Raw genomic sequence first — 18,309 nt, forward strand, 5'->3', positions numbered from 1 at the left:
GCTATCAACATATCATTTCGAGCATACTATAAATTATATATTTATGGTTGTCCTATGATTGATCTTGCCACTGCTTCTGCCATTTTAATCCCATCAATCGCAGCAGACATGATCCCTCCTGCATAACCAGCCCCTTCGCCTGCGGGATATAAGCCTTGGGTATTAATACTGTTACCATTATCTTCTCTGGGAATACGAACAGGCGAAGAAGTGCGTGTTTCAACACCCGTCATCACCGCATCGGCAAAGCTAAAGCCAGATAATTTTCGGTTAAAGGAAGGTAAAGCCTCCTTAATCGCATCCACAACAAAATTTGGTAAAATATCAATCAGATTACTCGGGGTCACGCCTGGTTTATAAGAGGGAATGACATCCCCTAATGCCTTGGTTGCACGCCCTGCAAGGAAATCTTCTACCCGTTGAACTGGCGCCTTGTAATCCGATCCACCCAGGACAAAAGCCTTGCGTTCCAATGCTCTTTGAAAATCAATCCCTGCCAATGGATGATCTGGATAATCTTTTTGTGGGTCAACACTGACCACCAATGCCGCGTTGGCGTTGCGTTCCGCACGAGAATATTGGCTCATCCCATTCGTGACCACACCGCCTTCTTCTGAGGCTGCCGCAACCACCGTTCCCCCAGGACACATACAAAAAGAATAAACCCCGCGTTCATTCCCCGCATGATGCACCAATTTATAATCCGCTGCTCCGAGCTTTTTATGACCCGCTTGCGAACCAAAGCGCACTTGATCGATCATGGATTGAGGATGCTCTATCCGCACGCCCACAGAAAAAGGTTTTGCTTGAATAGCAACCCCATCTTTGTATAAAGAGCTCATCATATCTCTGGCACTATGTCCCGTAGCAAGGATTACATGACGACTGGCAATTTGTGTGCCATCGATTAATTGAACCCCCATAACTTGACGATCTTGATTCATTAAAATCGATTCAACATGCGCACTAAATTGATAGATTCCGCCCAAAGATTCAATTTCTGCACGAATTTGCTCAACCATACTGACCAATCGAAATGTGCCAATATGGGGTTTAGAAAGATATAAAATCTCTTCAGGCGCACCCGCTTTGACAAATTCGGTTAATACTTTATGCCCATAATGGTTTGGGTCGCTGATCTGTGTGTATAATTTACCATCCGAAAAAGTTCCTGCACCGCCTTCGCCATATTGAACGTTACTTTCTGGATTAAAATTTGATTTGCGCCAAAACGCAAATGTATCCACCGTACGTTCACGTACCGCTTTGCCTCGTTCCAAAATCAACGGACGCAACCCCATTTGTGCCAGCAAAAGCCCCGCCATAAATCCGCATGGACCCGCCCCAATCACAATCGGTCTTTGATAAGAAGACTGGTTGGATATTTTTTCACCAGCAGCACGATCCACGACAAATTGATACTGAACTGCGGGTGCTTTTTGAATATACTTATCTTGAGCATGGGCACGTAAATACGCTGCATCATCGACAACAACACAATCAATCGTGTAAACCAGTAGAATATGTCCCCGTTTACGCGCATCATACCCACGACGAACGATATGATATTCTTTAATATCTGTTAAAATTCGTTGTTTAAGTGCATTTTCAAGGTCTGCATCACTGTGATTAAGAGGAAGTTTTAGTTCTGTAATTCGAATCATCGGCTTTATTACTGTGAAAAAATATTTAAGAAAATAACAAGGTAAGATGTTTTCAGGATATACCCTATAAATAACATAGAAAACTATTTATATTTACCATCAAAATCAGTATATTAATACGAAAGTTAAATTCATTCTTCTGTATTACCCCTATTTATCAAATAAAATTAATCCTCATTACCAAGGATCGCCTGACATGTCCGATCATTCCCATCATCATCACGAACATGACCACCAGCATAATGACGACCATCATCATGGCTGCAACGATGGTCATTCGCATTCACACTCTCATGGACATCACCATGTTCCAAAATCCTTTGGCACAGCATTTGCCATTGGAATCACATTAAACCTGATTTACGTCATCGCCGAAGCGGCATGGGGGTTTTGGGGCAATTCTTTGGCATTATTGGCAGATGCCGGACATAATCTTTCTGATATTCTTGCGTTGGCATGCGCTTGGATTGCCGCCATTCTGGGAAAGAAAAAACCAACCGATAATTTTACCTATGGGTACCGCAGAACTTCAATTCTCGCGTCCCTGACCAATGCTGTGATCTTGCTGATTGTCACAGGTGGGATTATTCTGGAAGCCATTGAACGTATCCTGCACCCCGCCCCAGTTGCTGGGTGGACGGTGATTATTGTGGCGGCTATTGGTGTGGTTGTCAATGGTGTGACCGCAATGATGTTTGCTTCTGGACAAAAAGAAGATTTAAATATCAAAGGCGCTTTCTTGCACATGGCTTATGATGCGTTGCTTTCCTTGGCGGTGGTTGTTACGGGGATTATCATCCTCTTTACCAATTTTAATCTATTAGATCCGATTATCAGCCTTTTTGTTTCCGTTGTCATCATCATGGGAACATGGTCTTTGCTCAAAGATTCTGTGACGTTGGCGGTGGATGGTGTGCCAACCAATATTGATCGCAAAGAAGTCGAACAATATCTGCGTGAATTGCCCAGTATCGTTGATTTACATGATTTACATATATGGGCAATGAGCACCACTGAAACAGCATTGACCGTTCATTTGGTCAGTAATGTTGACCATCGTTTGGATGATTTCCTATCCGTGACTTCGCAGCAGCTCAAAGATCGGTTCAAAATTGGGCATACAACAATTCAAATCGAATTACAGCACGAAGCCGATGCTTGTCTGTTAGCCCTTGTAGAAGCCGTATGATCGTTTCATCATTATTGGCAAACATAAGATAGAAATCCCTCTCCATGATTTTTAAAGTTGTCCAAGACAAAAAAATACTATTCAGTATTGGCAGTATTATTATCAGTATCGTTGTATTTTCTTTAAAATACATGGCTTGGTACAGTACCAACAGCGTTGCATTCTATTCAGATATGCTTGAAACGCTGATTAATGTTGCTGCTGCGGTCTTAGGGTGTATTGCTTTGATCTTTTCATCTCGCCCTGCTGACCCACAACATCCCTATGGTCATCATAAAGCGGAATATATTTCTGCAGCTATCGAAGGATTATTGATATTAACCACTGCGGGATTAATTATATATGAATCCCTTGAGGCTTGGCAGCACCCCAAATTACCCTCTGCGCCTTTTATTGGAATATTCTTTAATGGAACGGCGGGTATCGTTAATTTAATCTGGTGCATTATTCTGATCAAAATTGGCAGAAAATATTGTTCCCCTACCCTGATTGCGGGAGGGGAACATATTTTATCTGACGTTTGGACAACATTTGGATTAATTAGTGGCTTTATTTTAATTCCTATTTTTCAATGGACCTTATTGGACGCAATCCTAGGGTTTTGTATCGCCATTAATGTTCTGCGCGTGGGGTTACATGTGATTATTGATTCTTTCAACGGGTTAATGGATCAAGCACCATCCACGCAAGTGGCAGAACATATCTATGAAATCATAAAATCAAATGCCCCCGAAGCATTGGAATTTCATATGGTGCGTTTTCGTCAAGTTGGTGCAATTACTTTTATTGATTTTCATTTGGTCGTTCCTGGCACAATGAATGTTTACCAAGCCCATGAAATTTGTGACCGTATAGAGGTTGCGCTTAAAAAAGCAATTGGTTGCATTTCAGTAAATATTCATGTTGAACCCGAAAATGAAGCAAAAGTAACGATTACAGAATAAAATAAGAGTAACTTTATGAAGATTTTATCTTTTTTTATTTTTTTATAATTAAAATATATATCTTTTGATAAAATTCGCATATTATACCGGCATTACTGAATCAAATTGGTTACAAATATGCAAATCTCTTCTCGTTGTGCAATCTTTCTTGACGCTGGGTATATTGAATATATCACACGACAAGAATTCCCAAATATACAAATCAACTATGAAAAATTAGTGACAGAAATCACTTCCGACCATTTTTTGTTCAGAACTTTTTACTATAATTGTTTGCCAAGTTTGGATTTTTCAACCGCTGAAGATGATAGAAATCTTTACGAAGGAAAGATGAATTTCTTTGAAGCATTGAAATTTCTTCCTCATTTTGAAGTACGGCTTGGTTTTTTATCTAAATATGAAGATCAAGAAAGCAACTCATTAAGCTTTCACCAAAAACGTGTCGATATCTTGATGGTTGTCGATATGATGCAACTTGCCTTAACCAAACAAATTGACCATCTAATCATTGCCACAGGGGATGGGGATTTAATCCCCGCAATCCAAGCAGTTAAACAAGCAGGTGTGTTGGTTACCTTATGGCATGGCTCTTTTCGTGGAAAAGCCGCTCCAAATAGAGAGCTTTTCCAAATTTGTGATGAACGGTACGAGCTTGGAAAAATCATCCATAAAATACAAAAACAGGATCGATAATTTACCTATAAAGCATCAGAGCCAATTATGCTGATGCTGCCAAATCAATAACTCCAATCACACCTTTTTCTGTACCGAAACACAATATATCCCCTGAACTGTTGAAATTCAAAGCAGTAATTGCACCAAAATCCTTGTCTTGTCCCAAAGTAATAGGTAGCACCTTTTCCCCGTCTGGACTGATTAATAAAACACTGCCATCAATAAAACCTGCCGCAAGTAAATCCGCATAAACAGAATGAAACCGCACGATCGTACAATATCCCCCAGGAATACCAGGTAATTCAACGGGTGGTTTTCCCATCGGTCCACCATCAAAAAATGGCCACATCACCACCGATTCAGCACCGCTGGTCGCCAACCATTTCCCATCATTGGAAAAACTCAAAGATTGAACCTTTACTGGGTACCCACTCATGCGCATATTATGCCCATCAGAAATACGCCACCCATGTAAATCATGATCTTGCATAGCGGTTACAATGGCTTCTTCTTGTGGATGTAACGCAACAACGAGATGACTGCCTTTCCAAACGAACTCTTTTATTTTTGCGCTTTCTTTGCCTGTTATAGACCATAAGGTTGTGCCGTTATAATAAGACGTTACCAGTTTTTGACCGTCTTTGTTAAAAACCACATCACTGACAGTGGATTCATGTTCTAATATCGTTATAGGGGCATCGAACTGATCTTGATAGACATGAACCTCTTTACCAACACTGAAAGCAAGGAGTGTACTAACGCCTGTCGCATCAAACCAAGTCACCATATGCTCCGCCCAACGTTTGGTTTTTACCAACAATTCAGGTTCTTTTCCCGGGACAATCCGCAAGATTTGATTATCGTCACCCGCAGTAATAAAGCCAGAAGGGGTCATATCTTGGGACAAGCATAAAATTCCCCCCTCATGAGGCTGCAACTTTTGCCACTTTTCAGGCTGTTGCAAATCTTTACGATCAACCAACCATAAATCCCCATCCGCCGTCGCAAAAGCAATATATTGACCATCTTGAGAATGAACACAATCAATTATATTCCCTTCAACCTCTTTAAATTTCCCACGACTGTCAATTAATTGCAGGGGTGTCTTCATGATATTTAATCTCTTTCAATTCAAGTAGCAAAATTTTGATCTAGAAAATAACGGATATGGTTAAGAGTTAAACTTACTTAACATCTGGTCTATCGTCAATTTTGTTTCTTGGGATAATTTGTGGTAAACCATTATGAATTGTGCTAAAAAATCATTTTCTGTATATAAAAACACCAAAGGAAATTCTAACACATCTGCCAGCTTTTAGGCGGTTTCGATATCGACCTTATGCACGCCTTTTTTTTCATATCGATTAACTCGGGGAATGGCGACGAATTCATCAAGCCCTGCAAGAATGTCCAAATTTTTTTTATGATAATCCTTCAAGCTTTCTAGCCTCTTTTAAACGACAGCAAAAGATATCTCGATACGATTTCGGTACCATTGTAACTCTTTAAAAAAATAAGAGTTACGATATTCGTAGTTTATCTAAACCATGTATAATACTGGGTTATTCATAGTATTTAAGAAGGTTAGTATCTAAAATGAACAATATTCTTGGATTTTTTTGGGTTGATTATGACAATTTTAGGAGGGGGAACAATTATATCGCCATTCTATGTATTTCTCTATGACATCCGTCATGATTATATTCTATCAGCAACCTTGGATATTCTTCTATTTCCTTACGAAATATTACGAGGGTTTTACTTGTTTCTTGCCTATTTATTTTAGAATTCACCATGAATGGAATAAGTAAAATCATAAATCAAAACAATTAAGGAATATTGAATGAAACGAATATTACCATTATTATTTGCAAATATTTTGATATTAAGCGGTTGTGCTTCAATCGTAGGTTCGAGCAAACAAAATATAAGCATCAACAGCAACCCAGACAAAGCATCTTATGTAATTTCTGATAATAAAGGAAATATTATAGCCCAAGGCGAAACTCCCTCCTCGGTATCATTAGAAAAAAGTGATGGTTCCTATTTCGGAGGGATACAATATACGGTTACTCTAAGCAAAGCTGGCTATAATGATATCAAATATCAACTAAAAACTTCCCCCAATGGTTGGTATTATTTGGGTAATCTTGGATTTGGTGGGCTAATTGGCTGGTTCGCCGTCGATCCATTTAGCAGTAAAATGTATAAAATCAGACCGAAAACGCTAAATCAAGAGTTAACCCCAATCAATCCTAATACACCAACGCCAGAACCTATAATTCAGACCATAGCTTAAAGAATTATATAATGTTTAAATGAGAAAATAAATGAAGAAAAAATATATCATATTATTGGGAATTTCTTTGCTATCCACACAAGCATATGCTCAAATGCCCTCAGACAATATACCTACTGGACTAGAAACACCTAGTAGTAATAGGGGGTTAAACAATGCGAATCATCCTGCACCCTCTAATCATAACAATGCAACCTATCAAAGTAATATGGGTAACCAATACCAATATGATTTAAACAATCCTTCGGATAGACTTGAATATTCTGTTGATGTAGACGCACAAACAAGAGACAAGGCAAATCCTACGATACAATTAGATAGAAAAATGGGGCAATTTGGTGGGGGTATTGATCCTGATAATTAATAATCTTGCTATCTTAAATTCTGCACTATTTACAATGACTATTTGTATAATATAAATACAAACACCATTATAATTCAATGCTTTAATAAAAATACGTATATTCATTAGAATATACGTACTATCAAAGTCTAATAAGCCATTTTAATTTTAAGAAGACGCAATACAGCTTTTAAAACCGTCACGTAATTTCTTCTCATCCAAATGACGACCAATAAAGACCAGACGGGAACATCTTTTTTCGTTCGGTTTCCAAGGGCGAATAAAATCCCCATCTGCCATCATATGCACAGCTTGAAACGCAAAACATTCTTTGGAATCAGAGAAATTCAATATCCCTTTGGTACGCAACAGCTCGACACCAAATTGTTGTAAAACAGACCCTATCCAAAGATCAAAGCGTTTTGAATCTAATGGCTGGTCTTCTAACAATGATATACTGGTGACACCATCCCCATGATGATGATGTGCGTCATGGTCATGCTTATGATCGTGATCGTGATCGTGATCGTGATCGTGATCGTGATCGTGATCGTGATCGTGATGATTATCCAAGAAATCAGGCGCTAATTCCAACGCTTTTTTCAAATCAAATCCACCACGATCTAGAATTTTATCCAACGCAATTTGACCTTTTTGCGTATGATACAAAGCCACATAAGGGTTAATCGCTTTAACCCGTTGTTCCACTGTTTTTAAAGTCTTTTCATCCACAAGATCGATTTTATTCAGCAAAATTACGTCTGCAAATGCGATTTGATTAACGGCTTCTTTGCTATCATCCAGTGTTTGCATGACATGTTGAGCATCAATCACAGCAATCACCGCATCCAATCTGGTCTTTTTCTTGACGTCCTCGTCTACAAAAAATGTTTGTGCCACAGGCGCAGGATCAGCTAAACCCGTCGTTTCCACAATGATTCCATCAAATTTCGTACGGCGTTTCATTAATGTACTTAAAATACGCACTAAATCCCCACGAATAGTACAGCATACACAGCCATTATTCATTTCAAAGATTTCTTCGTCTGCATCAACGACTAAATCGTTATCAATCCCTAATTCACCATATTCATTCACAATCACCGCATATTTCTTACCATGTTGTTGCGTTAAAATATGATTTAACAAAGTTGTTTTACCCGCACCTAAATATCCCGTAAGCACCGTCACTGGCACCGTGTCGTTAATTTCTGACATTATTATGCTCTCTTTCTTTCATTGTTGTTTGATAATCCCAACTATATGCTAGCCCCATACCTAGTAATAAGAAAAACCACCCCCCCAACGGCATATTAAAAAAGCTGCTGGTCGAGGACAAAGGCCATTCATGAATAAACACTGCTGCAAATAATCCCACGCACCATGCTTTTTGAACGGCTTGATTTTTAGTTGTTGCCGTAACGGCTAATCCCTTGGCTAGTTCAACCAATAAACTACCAATAAATAAAATAAATAATAATAATCCAGGAATGCCAGCATCAATAAAGATTTGTAAATAATGATTATGAGGATGCGTCAAACAGATAATCGCCCCCCCACCATTCCCAGAACTGGGATCCCAAAATGGCCAGCCATAAAAATAAATCGGATTACCGCACGCATGTTTAAACGCATCATATCCCAACCCTGCCCAAGGATTCATCACCCCCATAACAAGGGCCCTGACATAGACCAATCCATAAGGGCTGGTGGAAAAATGAGACATTTGGTCTATAAAATGCGTCACCAAATGATTAAAACTTTCAGGAGAAGCAAAGGCAGTCACTAGAATAAGAACAGGAATAGCGATCAATGTTGCCAACGCTAAAACACGCAAATATTTTAACCAAATCGTTGCAATTCCTAGACCAAATACAAACAAAACAAAGGGCATTCTTTGTCCTGCTAAAATCATGATCCCAATCACAAATAGCAAACAAAATAGCGTATAAATCTGTCCCCTAGGCTTTTTACATTGCCACAGTAAATAAGCACAGCTCGCCAAAGTAACCGGCAACAAAATCCGCGACAATGGTGCAGCAGCCCGCGGATGCTCATAAGGTCCCGTCAAAGTACCATCAAAATAACGTGGCATTCCTAAAATATTATAGCCAATCGTTAATTGTGCCAACATATTGAGCAAAATATATATTACACAAAATGTAATAACATAAGCCAACCATCGGCGATATTTTGCTTTTCTTAACACCCATTGTTGCATAGCAATAATAAAAAATAAGAAACGAACGACTCCTATTGCTTGTAGGAAGCTGCCATTGGTTGCATATCCTGCAACTGAACCAAAAGGTATAGAGCAAATCAATAACCATCCCCACCAAGCAAACATCAACATCACCCAAGTTTGCTTTGTCCATTCCCATTCTTTATGTATCAAGCAATCGAATATAAAACAAATCGCAACATAGCTGATTAATCCATCTGCAATCCCTCTGAAATGCGTCAAAAAGAGGGGCAAAATAAGCGTTGCACCTATTGAACTATATTGAAAAAAATCTGATATTTTTTTATTTTTAACCATATAAAAACTGCACCACTTAATCCATAAAATGCCAAAACGATTCCAAGACCCAGCATAACGCTTTACTCTATAATAATCGCAGCATAAAATAAAATTTTATTAATGATATTCAACAGCCAGAGCAGGGCATATTCTTTTTCTAAATGCGACCAATCTTTGAAGTGCATCTGGTTTATTATACAAAAAAGCTTGTTGCCTCGCTTTTGTCGATAATTCTTGTTGTAACTGGATATCATTTAACAATTTAGATAACATGATCGCCGCTTGCTCGGTTTTTTTAGGATCAATAAACACCCCACCTTGACCAACGATTTGAGGCAATGCCCCCACAGAGGAAACCAACAAAGGAGTACCACATGCCATTGCCTCTAAAGCTGTCATTCCAAAAGGTTCCGACCATCGGCTGGGCATAATCACAGCCGAGGCATGTGCCATCTTTTGCAATACTTGATCGTAAGGCAAATAGCCTGTCATATAAATTTGTTTTGATTTAATTTGCTGTTTTAATTGCTGAATAAAAGGCGTTTGGGGACTGTTTACATCAAAACGATCTGCACCGATCATTTCGACCGTCCATGTTGGGTCTATTTGCAGAAATTGCTCACAAATTTGGACAAATAAATCTGCTCCTTTATCAGCAACAACGCGACCAACAAATAAAATTGTTCTTTGACGTTCAGTAATAGGAACATATGCAGGAATTTCTTGAAAATCAATCATATTGGGCAATATTGTAACGTTACCTGTCACATGATGGGATAAAAAACGATCCTTTACCCATTGAGATACCGCAACCACATGCACTTTGCGCAACATTTTTTTTCGCTCTATACTGGTTTTTAACCCTCTCATCAATAAGGGGTCATTATGCAACGTTAACGTCACAGGTATACGAGGAAATCGTTGTGCAATAAATAAAGCAATCTCGGGGCGGTTATGGATTTCAATCAAACAAGGACGATATTTTTTTACAAAACCAGCAACACCATGACGATATGCTTTGTTTTTCATGAAAATTGAGAACCAATTTTTGGATATTTCTAAATAGCGCAATCCTGAAAAGGGCAAATTGGTCAAAGCTCTCCCCACGATCAGATCATTGGGTTGCGCCAAACGACGCACAAGCAACCCAACCGCACCAACACAATCGGGCGAAAAGCCTTCTTTTGGAGGAAGCACTGTCATTATCCTTGATGTTTTCTTCATCACGACAGTACCACCCTCCTTTTAATATTTAACTAAATATCAATAACTATTTGATCTTTGCGTCGCCAACAAAGCTGGGATAAATATAAATTAAATAATCAGATAATACATTATTCATTACATTTAGACCCCGTAAAAATAATGCAATATTTCCCAAATATGATGGCAAACGACGTTCAAAAATCAAAGATTGCTCTCTTTGTCCTATATAAAGATTGCCTTTTAACAAAGTTAGCGTATCTTCTGGAGAAAGTTTTAATAAGTTTGCAACATCCACAATATCTTTGGATTGTGGTGTTAATTGATCTTTTCGTTGATTAAAGCCTTTGATAATACTCAATGTTGTATTCACAAAAGGTTCAACATAATAAGGTTTTGCTGCAATCATGTTATCCATTGTTACCCAAAAAACATACGTAGGATATCCCCAATCCGCAAGTTGTTGAGAATTTACCAATACATGCCCATCTTTTTGAAAATGAAGCAACGTAATCCCTTCAACATAAGCCCCATCGATATCTCCCTTTTTCCAAGCATCCTCTATTTTATCCGCAGGCATATTGATTAATTGCACTTTGTGAAAATCAATTTTCCAATGTTCTAATGCTTTTAACAAACTATAATGAGCAGATGTTAAAAAAGGCACAGCAATTTTTTTACCGACCAAAGATTTTGGCTTATCAATATGGCTTTGATTACGTAAAACCAGCCCACTGCCTGTGCCATATTGCGAACTGATAGCAATAATGCGCACCTGAACACCCGCTGTCACCGCAGAGGTCAGCGCAATCAATCCAACTGGTGCGAAATCAATTTTTTCAATAGCAAGATCATGAAGCATTTGGAAATCATCATTATATTGTTTCCAATCAATCCGTTCCCCAAGCGCTTTTCGATAAGCTCCATTGACTTGTGCAATTTTTGCCAAATCAACCTGATCTGTCCACCCAATACGGATCGCAGCATGGGCCGTTTGATCGACAAGACAACAAATAAAGACCATCAATAACGCAACAACACATAAAATATAGAATTTTATCTGACTCAAAGATGATTTTAAAAACAACTGCAGCATCCCAATATGTAACGATTTCATTGCTTATACCCAGAGAAGCCATTTCTCAGGCATTCTCTGTAATACAACAGCAACCTTTGGAAGAAAAGAAAAATATTATATAATATTATGATAATGTAATAAAACCACCCCCCAATACCCGTGATCCTTGATAAAATACACAGGCTTGCCCAGGCGCAGGATTGCCCGTTTCTTCTAATTCCACTTGCACACGCTGATCTGGTAATATTCTAATGGTTGCAGAGCGTTCTTGTTCTCGCGCACGGATTTGAACATTACAACGCATATCTTGCTCAGGAATAGGTATCAACCAATTTAAATCACGCAAATAAAATAACTTGCGCCCCGCATCCTGTTTTGGACCAATAACAATGCGTCGGGTTTGGGAATCAATACGCAACACCATTTGCTTGTCGCCTTGACGCATTGCCAAATTACCCAAACGTTTGGTTTGCCCTACAGTGTAATGAGCGATCCCTTCATGCTGTCCTAGAACTGCGCCCGTTTCATCAACAATATCGCCTTGTTCTAACCCTTCGGGGGACAGTTTTTCAACAATTTGAACATAGGATTTATCGGTAACAAAACAAATATCTTGGCTATCTGATTTTTGCGCAACCGTTAAGCCAAAACGTTCTGCCTCTTGACGAACAACATCTTTATTAGGCATTTCACCCAAAGGAAAGCGTAAAAACTCTAATTGTTCAGAGGTCGTTGCAAATAAAAACCAAGATTGATCGCGGCTCATATCCACAGGGCGATGAAGTTCTGCCCCGTTAATACCCTCTATCCTACGGACATAATGCCCGGTTGCCATTGCGTCCGCGCCTAATTCCCGCGCCATATTCAACAGATCAGTAAATTTGACCCCTTGATTACACTCGATACAAGGAACTGGCGTTTCCCCTCGTGTATAAGATTGTGCAAAGCGATCAATCACCGTTTGGTGAAAGCGATCTTCGGCATCAATTACGTAATGAGGAATTCCTAATTGATCGGAAACTCTGCGGGCGTCACGAATATCTTGTCCTGCACAACATGATCCTTTTTTCACCACACCACGCGCATCATACAACTGTAATGTAGCCCCAAAAACATCATGTCCTTGCTCTTTTAACAAAGCCGCAGTCACAGAACTGTCAACACCACCAGACATGGCAACCATAATACGCATTGTTCTATGACAATCTTGGTAAACGAACAACAAGACCGTCTAATTCTTCGGTCATAATAATTTGACATCCAAGGCGAGAGGTTTTTTCAAGACCAAACGCCATATCCAACATATCTTCTTCTTCTTCAGCAGCAGATTTTAATTTATCCCACCATGCTTCATCAACCACAACATGACAGGTTGCACAAGCCAATGAGCCTTCGCAAGCGCCTTCTAGATCAATATCATTTTTATGAGCAATTTCCAAAACAGATAACCCAACAGGCGCATCAACTTCACGTTCCGTGCCATCACGTTCAATAAATGTCATACGAGGCATTTTTACTTCCTTTAAATAAAATGATTATCTTCCTGCCATAATATCTTCATAAGCACAAGATAAAGCATCAATCACTTGCTGTATTTCAGTTTGCATTGTCATCCGACCAAACGATAACCGAAAACTTTGAAATGCTTCTTCCGTAGACTTTCCCATCGCAATTAAAACATAAGAGGGAACGAAAGAAGATACAGTACAAGCAGACCCTGTTGATAGATATAAATGAGGCGTTTTCTTGAAAAGATCAAGAGCCTGCACCCCAGGAAAGCACAAATTTATACATTGTGGCAAAGAATGTACCAAAGAACCATTGACCTTTATCATTGGAATTGCTTTGCGTAACCCTTCCAACAATTGACGTTTATAGTATCCTAATCTTAAATTTTCTGTGTGCCTTTCTTGTTGCAAAATCTGACACGCAGCACCCAACCCAACAATTAACGGTACCGCCAACGTTCCAGAACGAATCCCTCTTTCTTGATATCCCCCATAAAATAAAGGGGATAATCTTACGCGTGGTTTACGACTGATATATAAAGCACCCACCCCCTTGGGGGCATAGATTTTATGTCCTGATAATGATGCCAAATCAATATGTTGGAATGACGGAGAGCTTATTTTACCAACCGCCTGCACCATATCACAATGAAATAATGCCCCATATTCATGCGCTATTTGTGCCAATTTTTCAACAGGATGCAATACACCAGTCTCATTATTTGCTGCCATGATACTGACTAATAATGTTGGAGTTTTAAGAGCTTCTTTGAACCGTTCTAAATCAATCAGACCCTCATGATTTACTGGCAAAACAACAATTTCAATTCCCCATTCAGCCAAGGAATGAACTATTTCCAAAACTGTTTTATGTTCCGTGCAAACAGTAATGACTCTGCGTGCCGTATTGCCTTGTTTAAGTAAATATTTAACTGCTCCTTGAATGGCAACATTATTGGCTTCTGTGGCTCCAGAAGTAAAAATAATTTCTGAAACCATCACCCCTAATAGTTCAGCAACCTGCGCTCTTGCTTGTTCAACGGCATGATGGGCTTGTTGTCCTAGTTCATGATCCGAATGGGGGTTACCAAAAGACTGGGTAAAATAAGGCAACATCGCCTCTAAGACTCGTTGGTCACAAGGGGTTGTGGCTTGATAATCTAAATAGATAAATGAATCCAATAAATCATTCCCTTTACAATGATCTATGCAGCAATCATTCGGCAATAAGCCTCTATAAATTGTTCTGTTTCTTGTTCGGTAATATTCCACGGCAAAGAAACACGAATACTATACCCTGCCAAATGTTCTAATCCCATTGCAATTAACACGGGGGATTTTGCCACTTTACCCGAAGAGCAAGCTGATCCCGTTGAAACACAGAAACCAGCCATATCCAATGCCATCAGCTGTTGTTGAGCTGATTTACCTTCGAATGCTATACAAGACGTATTATCCAACCGCTCTGCACCCTCACCGCAAACTATGGCACCTTGCTTTTTCGCCGCCATTTCAATCGCATCACGCATATGTATAATAGCAGTTCGGTCTTGAATATAAGAAGCCCTCACTGCTTCTGCCATTCCAACAATGATAGGCAAGGCTTGCGTTCCGCCTCTGCGCCCTTGTTCTTGACCACCGCCAACAAACAAAGGCTCTAATCGTTTTGCACCTCTGATATTGCCCGGGGCTAGTAACAAAGCACCAACCCCTTTGGGACCACCCATTTTATGGGCGGAAACCGCCAAACTATCTGCGCCCAGTTCTAATAAATCAATTTTAATGCGCCCCGCTGCCTGAACCGCATCAACATGCAGCAAAGCCCCGTATTGGTGACATAATTCTGATGCTGCTTTGATGGGGTGTAAAACACCTGTTTCACTATTAGCAAGCATTAAACAGACCAACGGTGGGGTATCGACCTGTTGCAATGATTGTTCTAAGAAACCAAGATCAACAATTCCTTGTTGCGTCACAGGTAAAATGGTTTTAGGACAATCAATTTGACTGATCGCGGGATGTTCCGTTGCCCCAACCCACAAAGGGCGATCTTGCTTTTGTCCATAGATCGCCAAAATGTCTGCTTCTGTGCCACCAGACGTAAAAATACAGTTTTGAACATCCCCTCCAAAATGATCTGCAATCACTTCACGTGCATCCTCGATCATATGATAACACCGCCGTCCCATTGCATGCACCGACGAAGGATTACCCGTGACCTGCAATGCTTTGACCATTTCTGATATCACAGAATCTCGAACGGGCTCGCTAGCATTGGCGTCTAAATAAACAGGCTTATTCATCTTTGCTCTTTATCAATAAGAATAGGGTTGTTCAGTTTACAAACTTTACCCAGAACACTTCAATAAAAAAATAATAATTTGATAACTTCTCATAAAATAACAAAATCACATAAAAATTATGTAATTTAATCACAGGGATATCATTAAATTCTTTAAAAATGCTTTTCCTTTATCTAAAATCGTTTTATAGAAGTAGGCTTGTGATTCTTTTTTCAGCAATCAAGCTCATCATTTGTCAAACTAACGGATAACTATATGCCAGAGGTAATGTTTGCAGGTCCTGCAGGTCGTCTTGAAGGGCGGTATCATCATTCTCATGAACCCAACGCCCCTCTTGCGTTAATTCTTCATCCCCATCCCTTGCAAGGGGGAACCATGAATAATCGTATTACCTATACGATGTATCAAACGTTCCAGAGTTTGGGTTTTTCCGTATTACGTTATAATTCTCGAGGCGTTGGACGCTCTCAGGGCGAGTATGATGGTGGCATTGGTGAAATCTCTGACGCAGCAGCAGCACTCGATTGGTTGCAAATGGCAAATACAAATTCCAACGAACTCTGGATCAGTGGCTATTCCTTTGGTGCGTTTGTTGGGATGCAATTATTAATGCGCCGTCCCGAGATTCAAGGCTGGATCAGCGTTGCCCCTCTTGCCAATCATTATGATTTTAACTTCCTAGCCCCTTGCCCTTGTGGTGGGCTAATGATTGCAGGTGAAGCCGATACCATTGTCCCAGTTGGGGAAATTGATAAACTTGTTGAAAAGCTGAACACCCAAAAAGGCATTGATGTCGATTATCGTGTTTTACCAAAAGCCAATCATATTTTTGCCAACGAAGCCGATAAAATTGGTCAAGCGATCGAAGAGCATGTCCAAGACATCATTACACGTCGTAAAGAATCACCATTAGATTAATATTTTGGTCAAAAAAATGGTTTATTGATGCCATTCTTTGACCATTTGTATTTTATATCCCATGAATAAATCATTTTTATAAAAACTGATTTTACCGCTGATTTAAATTTTTTAAGTATGGCCCTTATTTCAAAGCGTAAATCCCTTGAACAAATTACAAAAGAAGCAGATTCCCATAATCTGCATCGTTGTTTAGGACCTTGGCGACTGACCACGATTGGGGTGGGTGCCACGGTGGGTGCGGGTATTTTCGTCATGACAGGCACGGCAGCGGCTAATTTTGCAGGACCGGCGGTCGTTTTATCATTTATCATTGCCGCTATTGCATGTCTTTTTACTGCCCTCTCTTACGGAGAGCTCTCTTCAACTATCCCTGTTGCTGGATCTGCTTACAGCTATGCCTATACGTCATTGGGGGAGAAATTTGCATGGGCAGTTGGGTGGCTATTATTACTGGAATATGGAATTTCTGCGGTTTCCGTTGCGTCTGGATTTTCCAGTTACAGTGTGTCTTTGTTACAAGATCTTCATATTAACCTGCCTTCCTTTATCCATCATCCGATGTTTCAACCCTCACCCGAAGGTTATAATAAAGGCATTATCATTGTAAAATCGATGGATCTGGTCGGGGCGATGTGCGTTATGATGGCTTCTATCGCCTTATTATTTGGTGTTTCAGAATCTACTACAATCAACGGAATTATTGTTACAATCAAAGTCGGTATTTTAATTTTATTCATTGCCATTGGATTTTTCTATATTAACCCCATGAATTTAACCCCTTTTATCCCTGAATCAACGGGGGCTATGAATTTTGGAACCACAGGAATATTCAGGGCTGCATCAACCACTTTCTTTGCATATATTGGTTTTGAAGTCGTTTCCACCGCTGCATCCGAAGCAAAGAACCCTCAAAAAGATGTTCCTTTTGGGATTGTTGCTTCTTTGGGGATTTCAACATTAATCTATATCGGGGTGGCTATTGTGTTGGTCGGTGTGGTTCCGTATAAACAATTAAATGTTTCCGATCCTTTGGCAATTGCAACCAACTATATTAATATCCCGTTTTTAACATGGACACTAAAAATCAGTGCCGTCATTGGGCTATGTTCTGTCATGTTGGCGTTATTATATGGCCAGACACGTATTTTTTTTATTATGGCAAAAGATGGGTTATTGCCCCCCGCATTTTGCGGATTGCACCCACGATATAAAACCCCTTGGCGTGGCACCTTGATTCTGGGTGTATGCGTTTCCATTGCCACTGCCTTTTTACCCATCGACATTATCAGTGATCTGGTCAGCCTTGGGACAGCATCAGCATTTATTATCGTTTGCTTTACTGTTATTTGGCAACGTAATGCACATCCTGATTTACCCCGACCTTTTGAAGTGCCTTTGGGTGGGTTCTATTTAAGGGAAATATGGATTGGATATATCCCCATGTTAGGCATCATTAGTTGTATAGCAATGATTATTCCGCTATTAATTGATATGGTTTCGTCTATTTTTCATCATAACCCTATTCCAATGATTTTATTAATTTCCTATGCAGTGGTTGGTTTTTTTGGATATTATGGGTATGGTCGTAAACATTCCGTAATTGGAAAACAACACCAATCGCCTAACCAGTCCTAGTCCGTATTTTATATAGGGAATTACCA

General features: G+C 39.6%; 18 protein-coding genes. 7 read left to right on the forward strand and 11 right to left on the reverse strand.

Translation table 11 applies throughout. The features are described 5' to 3' along the window. Nucleotides 1-41 precede the first annotated feature (41 nt). Nucleotides 42-1,664, reverse strand: coding sequence for an NAD(P)/FAD-dependent oxidoreductase (locus QJV33_RS02390; protein WP_281461816.1), 1,623 nt, complete (start codon nucleotides 1,662-1,664; stop codon nucleotides 42-44). Between the two features lie 196 nt (nucleotides 1,665-1,860). On the opposite strand from QJV33_RS02390, the gene QJV33_RS02395 reads away from it, so the two are divergent. The 3 genes from QJV33_RS02395 to QJV33_RS02405 all read left to right on the forward strand — a co-directional run bounded on the left by QJV33_RS02395 (nucleotide 1,861) and on the right by QJV33_RS02405 (nucleotide 4,490). Then, nucleotides 1,861-2,853 (forward strand): cation diffusion facilitator family transporter, encoded by a 993-nt coding sequence (locus tag QJV33_RS02395; protein WP_281461817.1) that lies wholly within the window; start codon nucleotides 1,861-1,863, stop codon nucleotides 2,851-2,853. Between the two features lie 44 nt (nucleotides 2,854-2,897). Then, nucleotides 2,898-3,797, forward strand: coding sequence for a cation diffusion facilitator family transporter (locus QJV33_RS02400; RefSeq protein ID WP_281461818.1), 900 nt, complete (start codon nucleotides 2,898-2,900; stop codon nucleotides 3,795-3,797). Between the two features lie 117 nt (nucleotides 3,798-3,914). Then, nucleotides 3,915-4,490, forward strand: a complete 576-nt coding sequence (locus tag QJV33_RS02405; protein WP_281461819.1) for an NYN domain-containing protein — start codon at nucleotides 3,915-3,917, stop codon at nucleotides 4,488-4,490. 25 nt (nucleotides 4,491-4,515) lie between these two features. Here the strand turns inward: QJV33_RS02405 and QJV33_RS02410 are convergent, their stop codons facing one another. Further along, a complete protein-coding gene (locus QJV33_RS02410) occupies nucleotides 4,516-5,583 on the reverse strand; it encodes a WD40 repeat domain-containing protein (protein WP_281461820.1) in 1,068 nt (355 codons plus the stop codon). Nucleotides 5,584-5,787: 204 nt separating this feature from the next. After that, a complete protein-coding gene (locus QJV33_RS02415; RefSeq protein ID WP_281461821.1) occupies nucleotides 5,788-5,910 on the reverse strand; it encodes a hypothetical protein in 123 nt (40 codons plus the stop codon). Between the two features lie 405 nt (nucleotides 5,911-6,315). Here QJV33_RS02415 and QJV33_RS02420 point away from each other — a divergent pair, with 405 nt between their 5' ends. Further along, nucleotides 6,316-6,771: a hypothetical protein gene (locus tag QJV33_RS02420; RefSeq protein ID WP_281461822.1), complete on the forward strand. Its 456-nt coding sequence runs from the start codon at nucleotides 6,316-6,318 to the stop codon at nucleotides 6,769-6,771. 31 nt (nucleotides 6,772-6,802) lie between these two features. After that, complete coding sequence (locus QJV33_RS02425; RefSeq protein WP_281461823.1) at nucleotides 6,803-7,135, forward strand: hypothetical protein; 333 nt, start codon at nucleotides 6,803-6,805, stop codon at nucleotides 7,133-7,135. Nucleotides 7,136-7,282: 147 nt separating this feature from the next. Here the strand turns inward: QJV33_RS02425 and QJV33_RS02430 are convergent, their stop codons facing one another. The 8 genes from QJV33_RS02430 to QJV33_RS02465 form a co-directional block, all read right to left on the reverse strand. After that, nucleotides 7,283-8,332, reverse strand: coding sequence for a CobW family GTP-binding protein (locus tag QJV33_RS02430; RefSeq protein ID WP_281461824.1), 1,050 nt, complete (start codon nucleotides 8,330-8,332; stop codon nucleotides 7,283-7,285). Beyond that, nucleotides 8,319-9,653: an O-antigen ligase family protein gene (locus QJV33_RS02435; protein WP_281461825.1), complete on the reverse strand. Its 1,335-nt coding sequence runs from the start codon at nucleotides 9,651-9,653 to the stop codon at nucleotides 8,319-8,321. Before QJV33_RS02435 ends, QJV33_RS02430 begins: the two co-directional genes overlap by 14 nt. Nucleotides 9,654-9,752: 99 nt before the next feature. Beyond that, nucleotides 9,753-10,838, reverse strand: a complete 1,086-nt coding sequence (locus QJV33_RS02440; protein ID WP_281461826.1) for a glycosyltransferase family 4 protein — start codon at nucleotides 10,836-10,838, stop codon at nucleotides 9,753-9,755. 67 nt (nucleotides 10,839-10,905) lie between these two features. After that, the gene (locus QJV33_RS02445) at nucleotides 10,906-11,955 is read right to left on the reverse strand and encodes a taurine ABC transporter substrate-binding protein (RefSeq protein ID WP_281461827.1); all 1,050 of its coding nucleotides are present in this window, start codon (nucleotides 11,953-11,955) and stop codon (nucleotides 10,906-10,908) included. An 85-nt stretch (nucleotides 11,956-12,040) separates the two neighbouring features. Next, a complete protein-coding gene (mnmA, locus tag QJV33_RS02450) occupies nucleotides 12,041-13,108 on the reverse strand; it encodes a tRNA 2-thiouridine(34) synthase MnmA (protein WP_281461828.1) in 1,068 nt (355 codons plus the stop codon). Nucleotides 13,109-13,112: 4 nt separating this feature from the next. Next, nucleotides 13,113-13,427 (reverse strand): ferredoxin family 2Fe-2S iron-sulfur cluster binding protein, encoded by a 315-nt coding sequence (locus tag QJV33_RS02455; protein WP_271829061.1) that lies wholly within the window; start codon nucleotides 13,425-13,427, stop codon nucleotides 13,113-13,115. 24 nt (nucleotides 13,428-13,451) lie between these two features. Further along, nucleotides 13,452-14,606, reverse strand: coding sequence for a cysteine desulfurase family protein (locus QJV33_RS02460; RefSeq protein ID WP_281461829.1), 1,155 nt, complete (start codon nucleotides 14,604-14,606; stop codon nucleotides 13,452-13,454). Nucleotides 14,607-14,629: 23 nt separating this feature from the next. Further along, entirely contained in the window at nucleotides 14,630-15,727 is a 1,098-nt protein-coding gene (locus QJV33_RS02465) for a cysteine desulfurase family protein (RefSeq protein ID WP_281461830.1), read from the reverse strand. Between the two features lie 255 nt (nucleotides 15,728-15,982). Between QJV33_RS02465 and QJV33_RS02470 the strand changes: the two genes are divergently transcribed. Then, complete coding sequence (locus QJV33_RS02470; RefSeq protein ID WP_281461831.1) at nucleotides 15,983-16,645, forward strand: alpha/beta hydrolase; 663 nt, start codon at nucleotides 15,983-15,985, stop codon at nucleotides 16,643-16,645. Between the two features lie 117 nt (nucleotides 16,646-16,762). Next, a complete protein-coding gene (locus QJV33_RS02475) occupies nucleotides 16,763-18,283 on the forward strand; it encodes an APC family permease (protein ID WP_281461832.1) in 1,521 nt (506 codons plus the stop codon). Nucleotides 18,284-18,309: the final 26 nt, after the last annotated feature.

Source organism: Commensalibacter nepenthis, from assembly GCF_029953305.1.
GTDB lineage: Bacteria > Pseudomonadota > Alphaproteobacteria > Acetobacterales > Acetobacteraceae > Commensalibacter > Commensalibacter nepenthis.

Coding starts and splice junctions, on each gene's coding strand:
- QJV33_RS02390 (WP_281461816.1), bottom strand. CDS start 1,664: ATGATTCGAATTACAGAACTAAAACTTCCTCTTAATCACAGTGATGCA.
- QJV33_RS02395 (WP_281461817.1), top strand. CDS start 1,861: ATGTCCGATCATTCCCATCATCATCACGAACATGACCACCAGCATAAT.
- QJV33_RS02400 (WP_281461818.1), top strand. CDS start 2,898: ATGATTTTTAAAGTTGTCCAAGACAAAAAAATACTATTCAGTATTGGC.
- QJV33_RS02405 (WP_281461819.1), top strand. CDS start 3,915: ATGCAAATCTCTTCTCGTTGTGCAATCTTTCTTGACGCTGGGTATATT.
- QJV33_RS02410 (WP_281461820.1), bottom strand. CDS start 5,583: ATGAAGACACCCCTGCAATTAATTGACAGTCGTGGGAAATTTAAAGAG.
- QJV33_RS02420 (WP_281461822.1), top strand. CDS start 6,316: ATGAAACGAATATTACCATTATTATTTGCAAATATTTTGATATTAAGC.
- QJV33_RS02425 (WP_281461823.1), top strand. CDS start 6,803: ATGAAGAAAAAATATATCATATTATTGGGAATTTCTTTGCTATCCACA.
- QJV33_RS02430 (WP_281461824.1), bottom strand. CDS start 8,332: ATGTCAGAAATTAACGACACGGTGCCAGTGACGGTGCTTACGGGATAT.
- QJV33_RS02435 (WP_281461825.1), bottom strand. CDS start 9,653: ATGGTTAAAAATAAAAAAATATCAGATTTTTTTCAATATAGTTCAATA.
- QJV33_RS02440 (WP_281461826.1), bottom strand. CDS start 10,838: ATGACAGTGCTTCCTCCAAAAGAAGGCTTTTCGCCCGATTGTGTTGGT.
- QJV33_RS02445 (WP_281461827.1), bottom strand. CDS start 11,955: ATGAAATCGTTACATATTGGGATGCTGCAGTTGTTTTTAAAATCATCT.
- mnmA (WP_281461828.1), bottom strand. CDS start 13,108: ATGCGTATTATGGTTGCCATGTCTGGTGGTGTTGACAGTTCTGTGACT.
- QJV33_RS02455 (WP_271829061.1), bottom strand. CDS start 13,427: ATGCCTCGTATGACATTTATTGAACGTGATGGCACGGAACGTGAAGTT.
- QJV33_RS02465 (WP_281461830.1), bottom strand. CDS start 15,727: ATGAATAAGCCTGTTTATTTAGACGCCAATGCTAGCGAGCCCGTTCGA.
- QJV33_RS02470 (WP_281461831.1), top strand. CDS start 15,983: ATGCCAGAGGTAATGTTTGCAGGTCCTGCAGGTCGTCTTGAAGGGCGG.
- QJV33_RS02475 (WP_281461832.1), top strand. CDS start 16,763: ATGGCCCTTATTTCAAAGCGTAAATCCCTTGAACAAATTACAAAAGAA.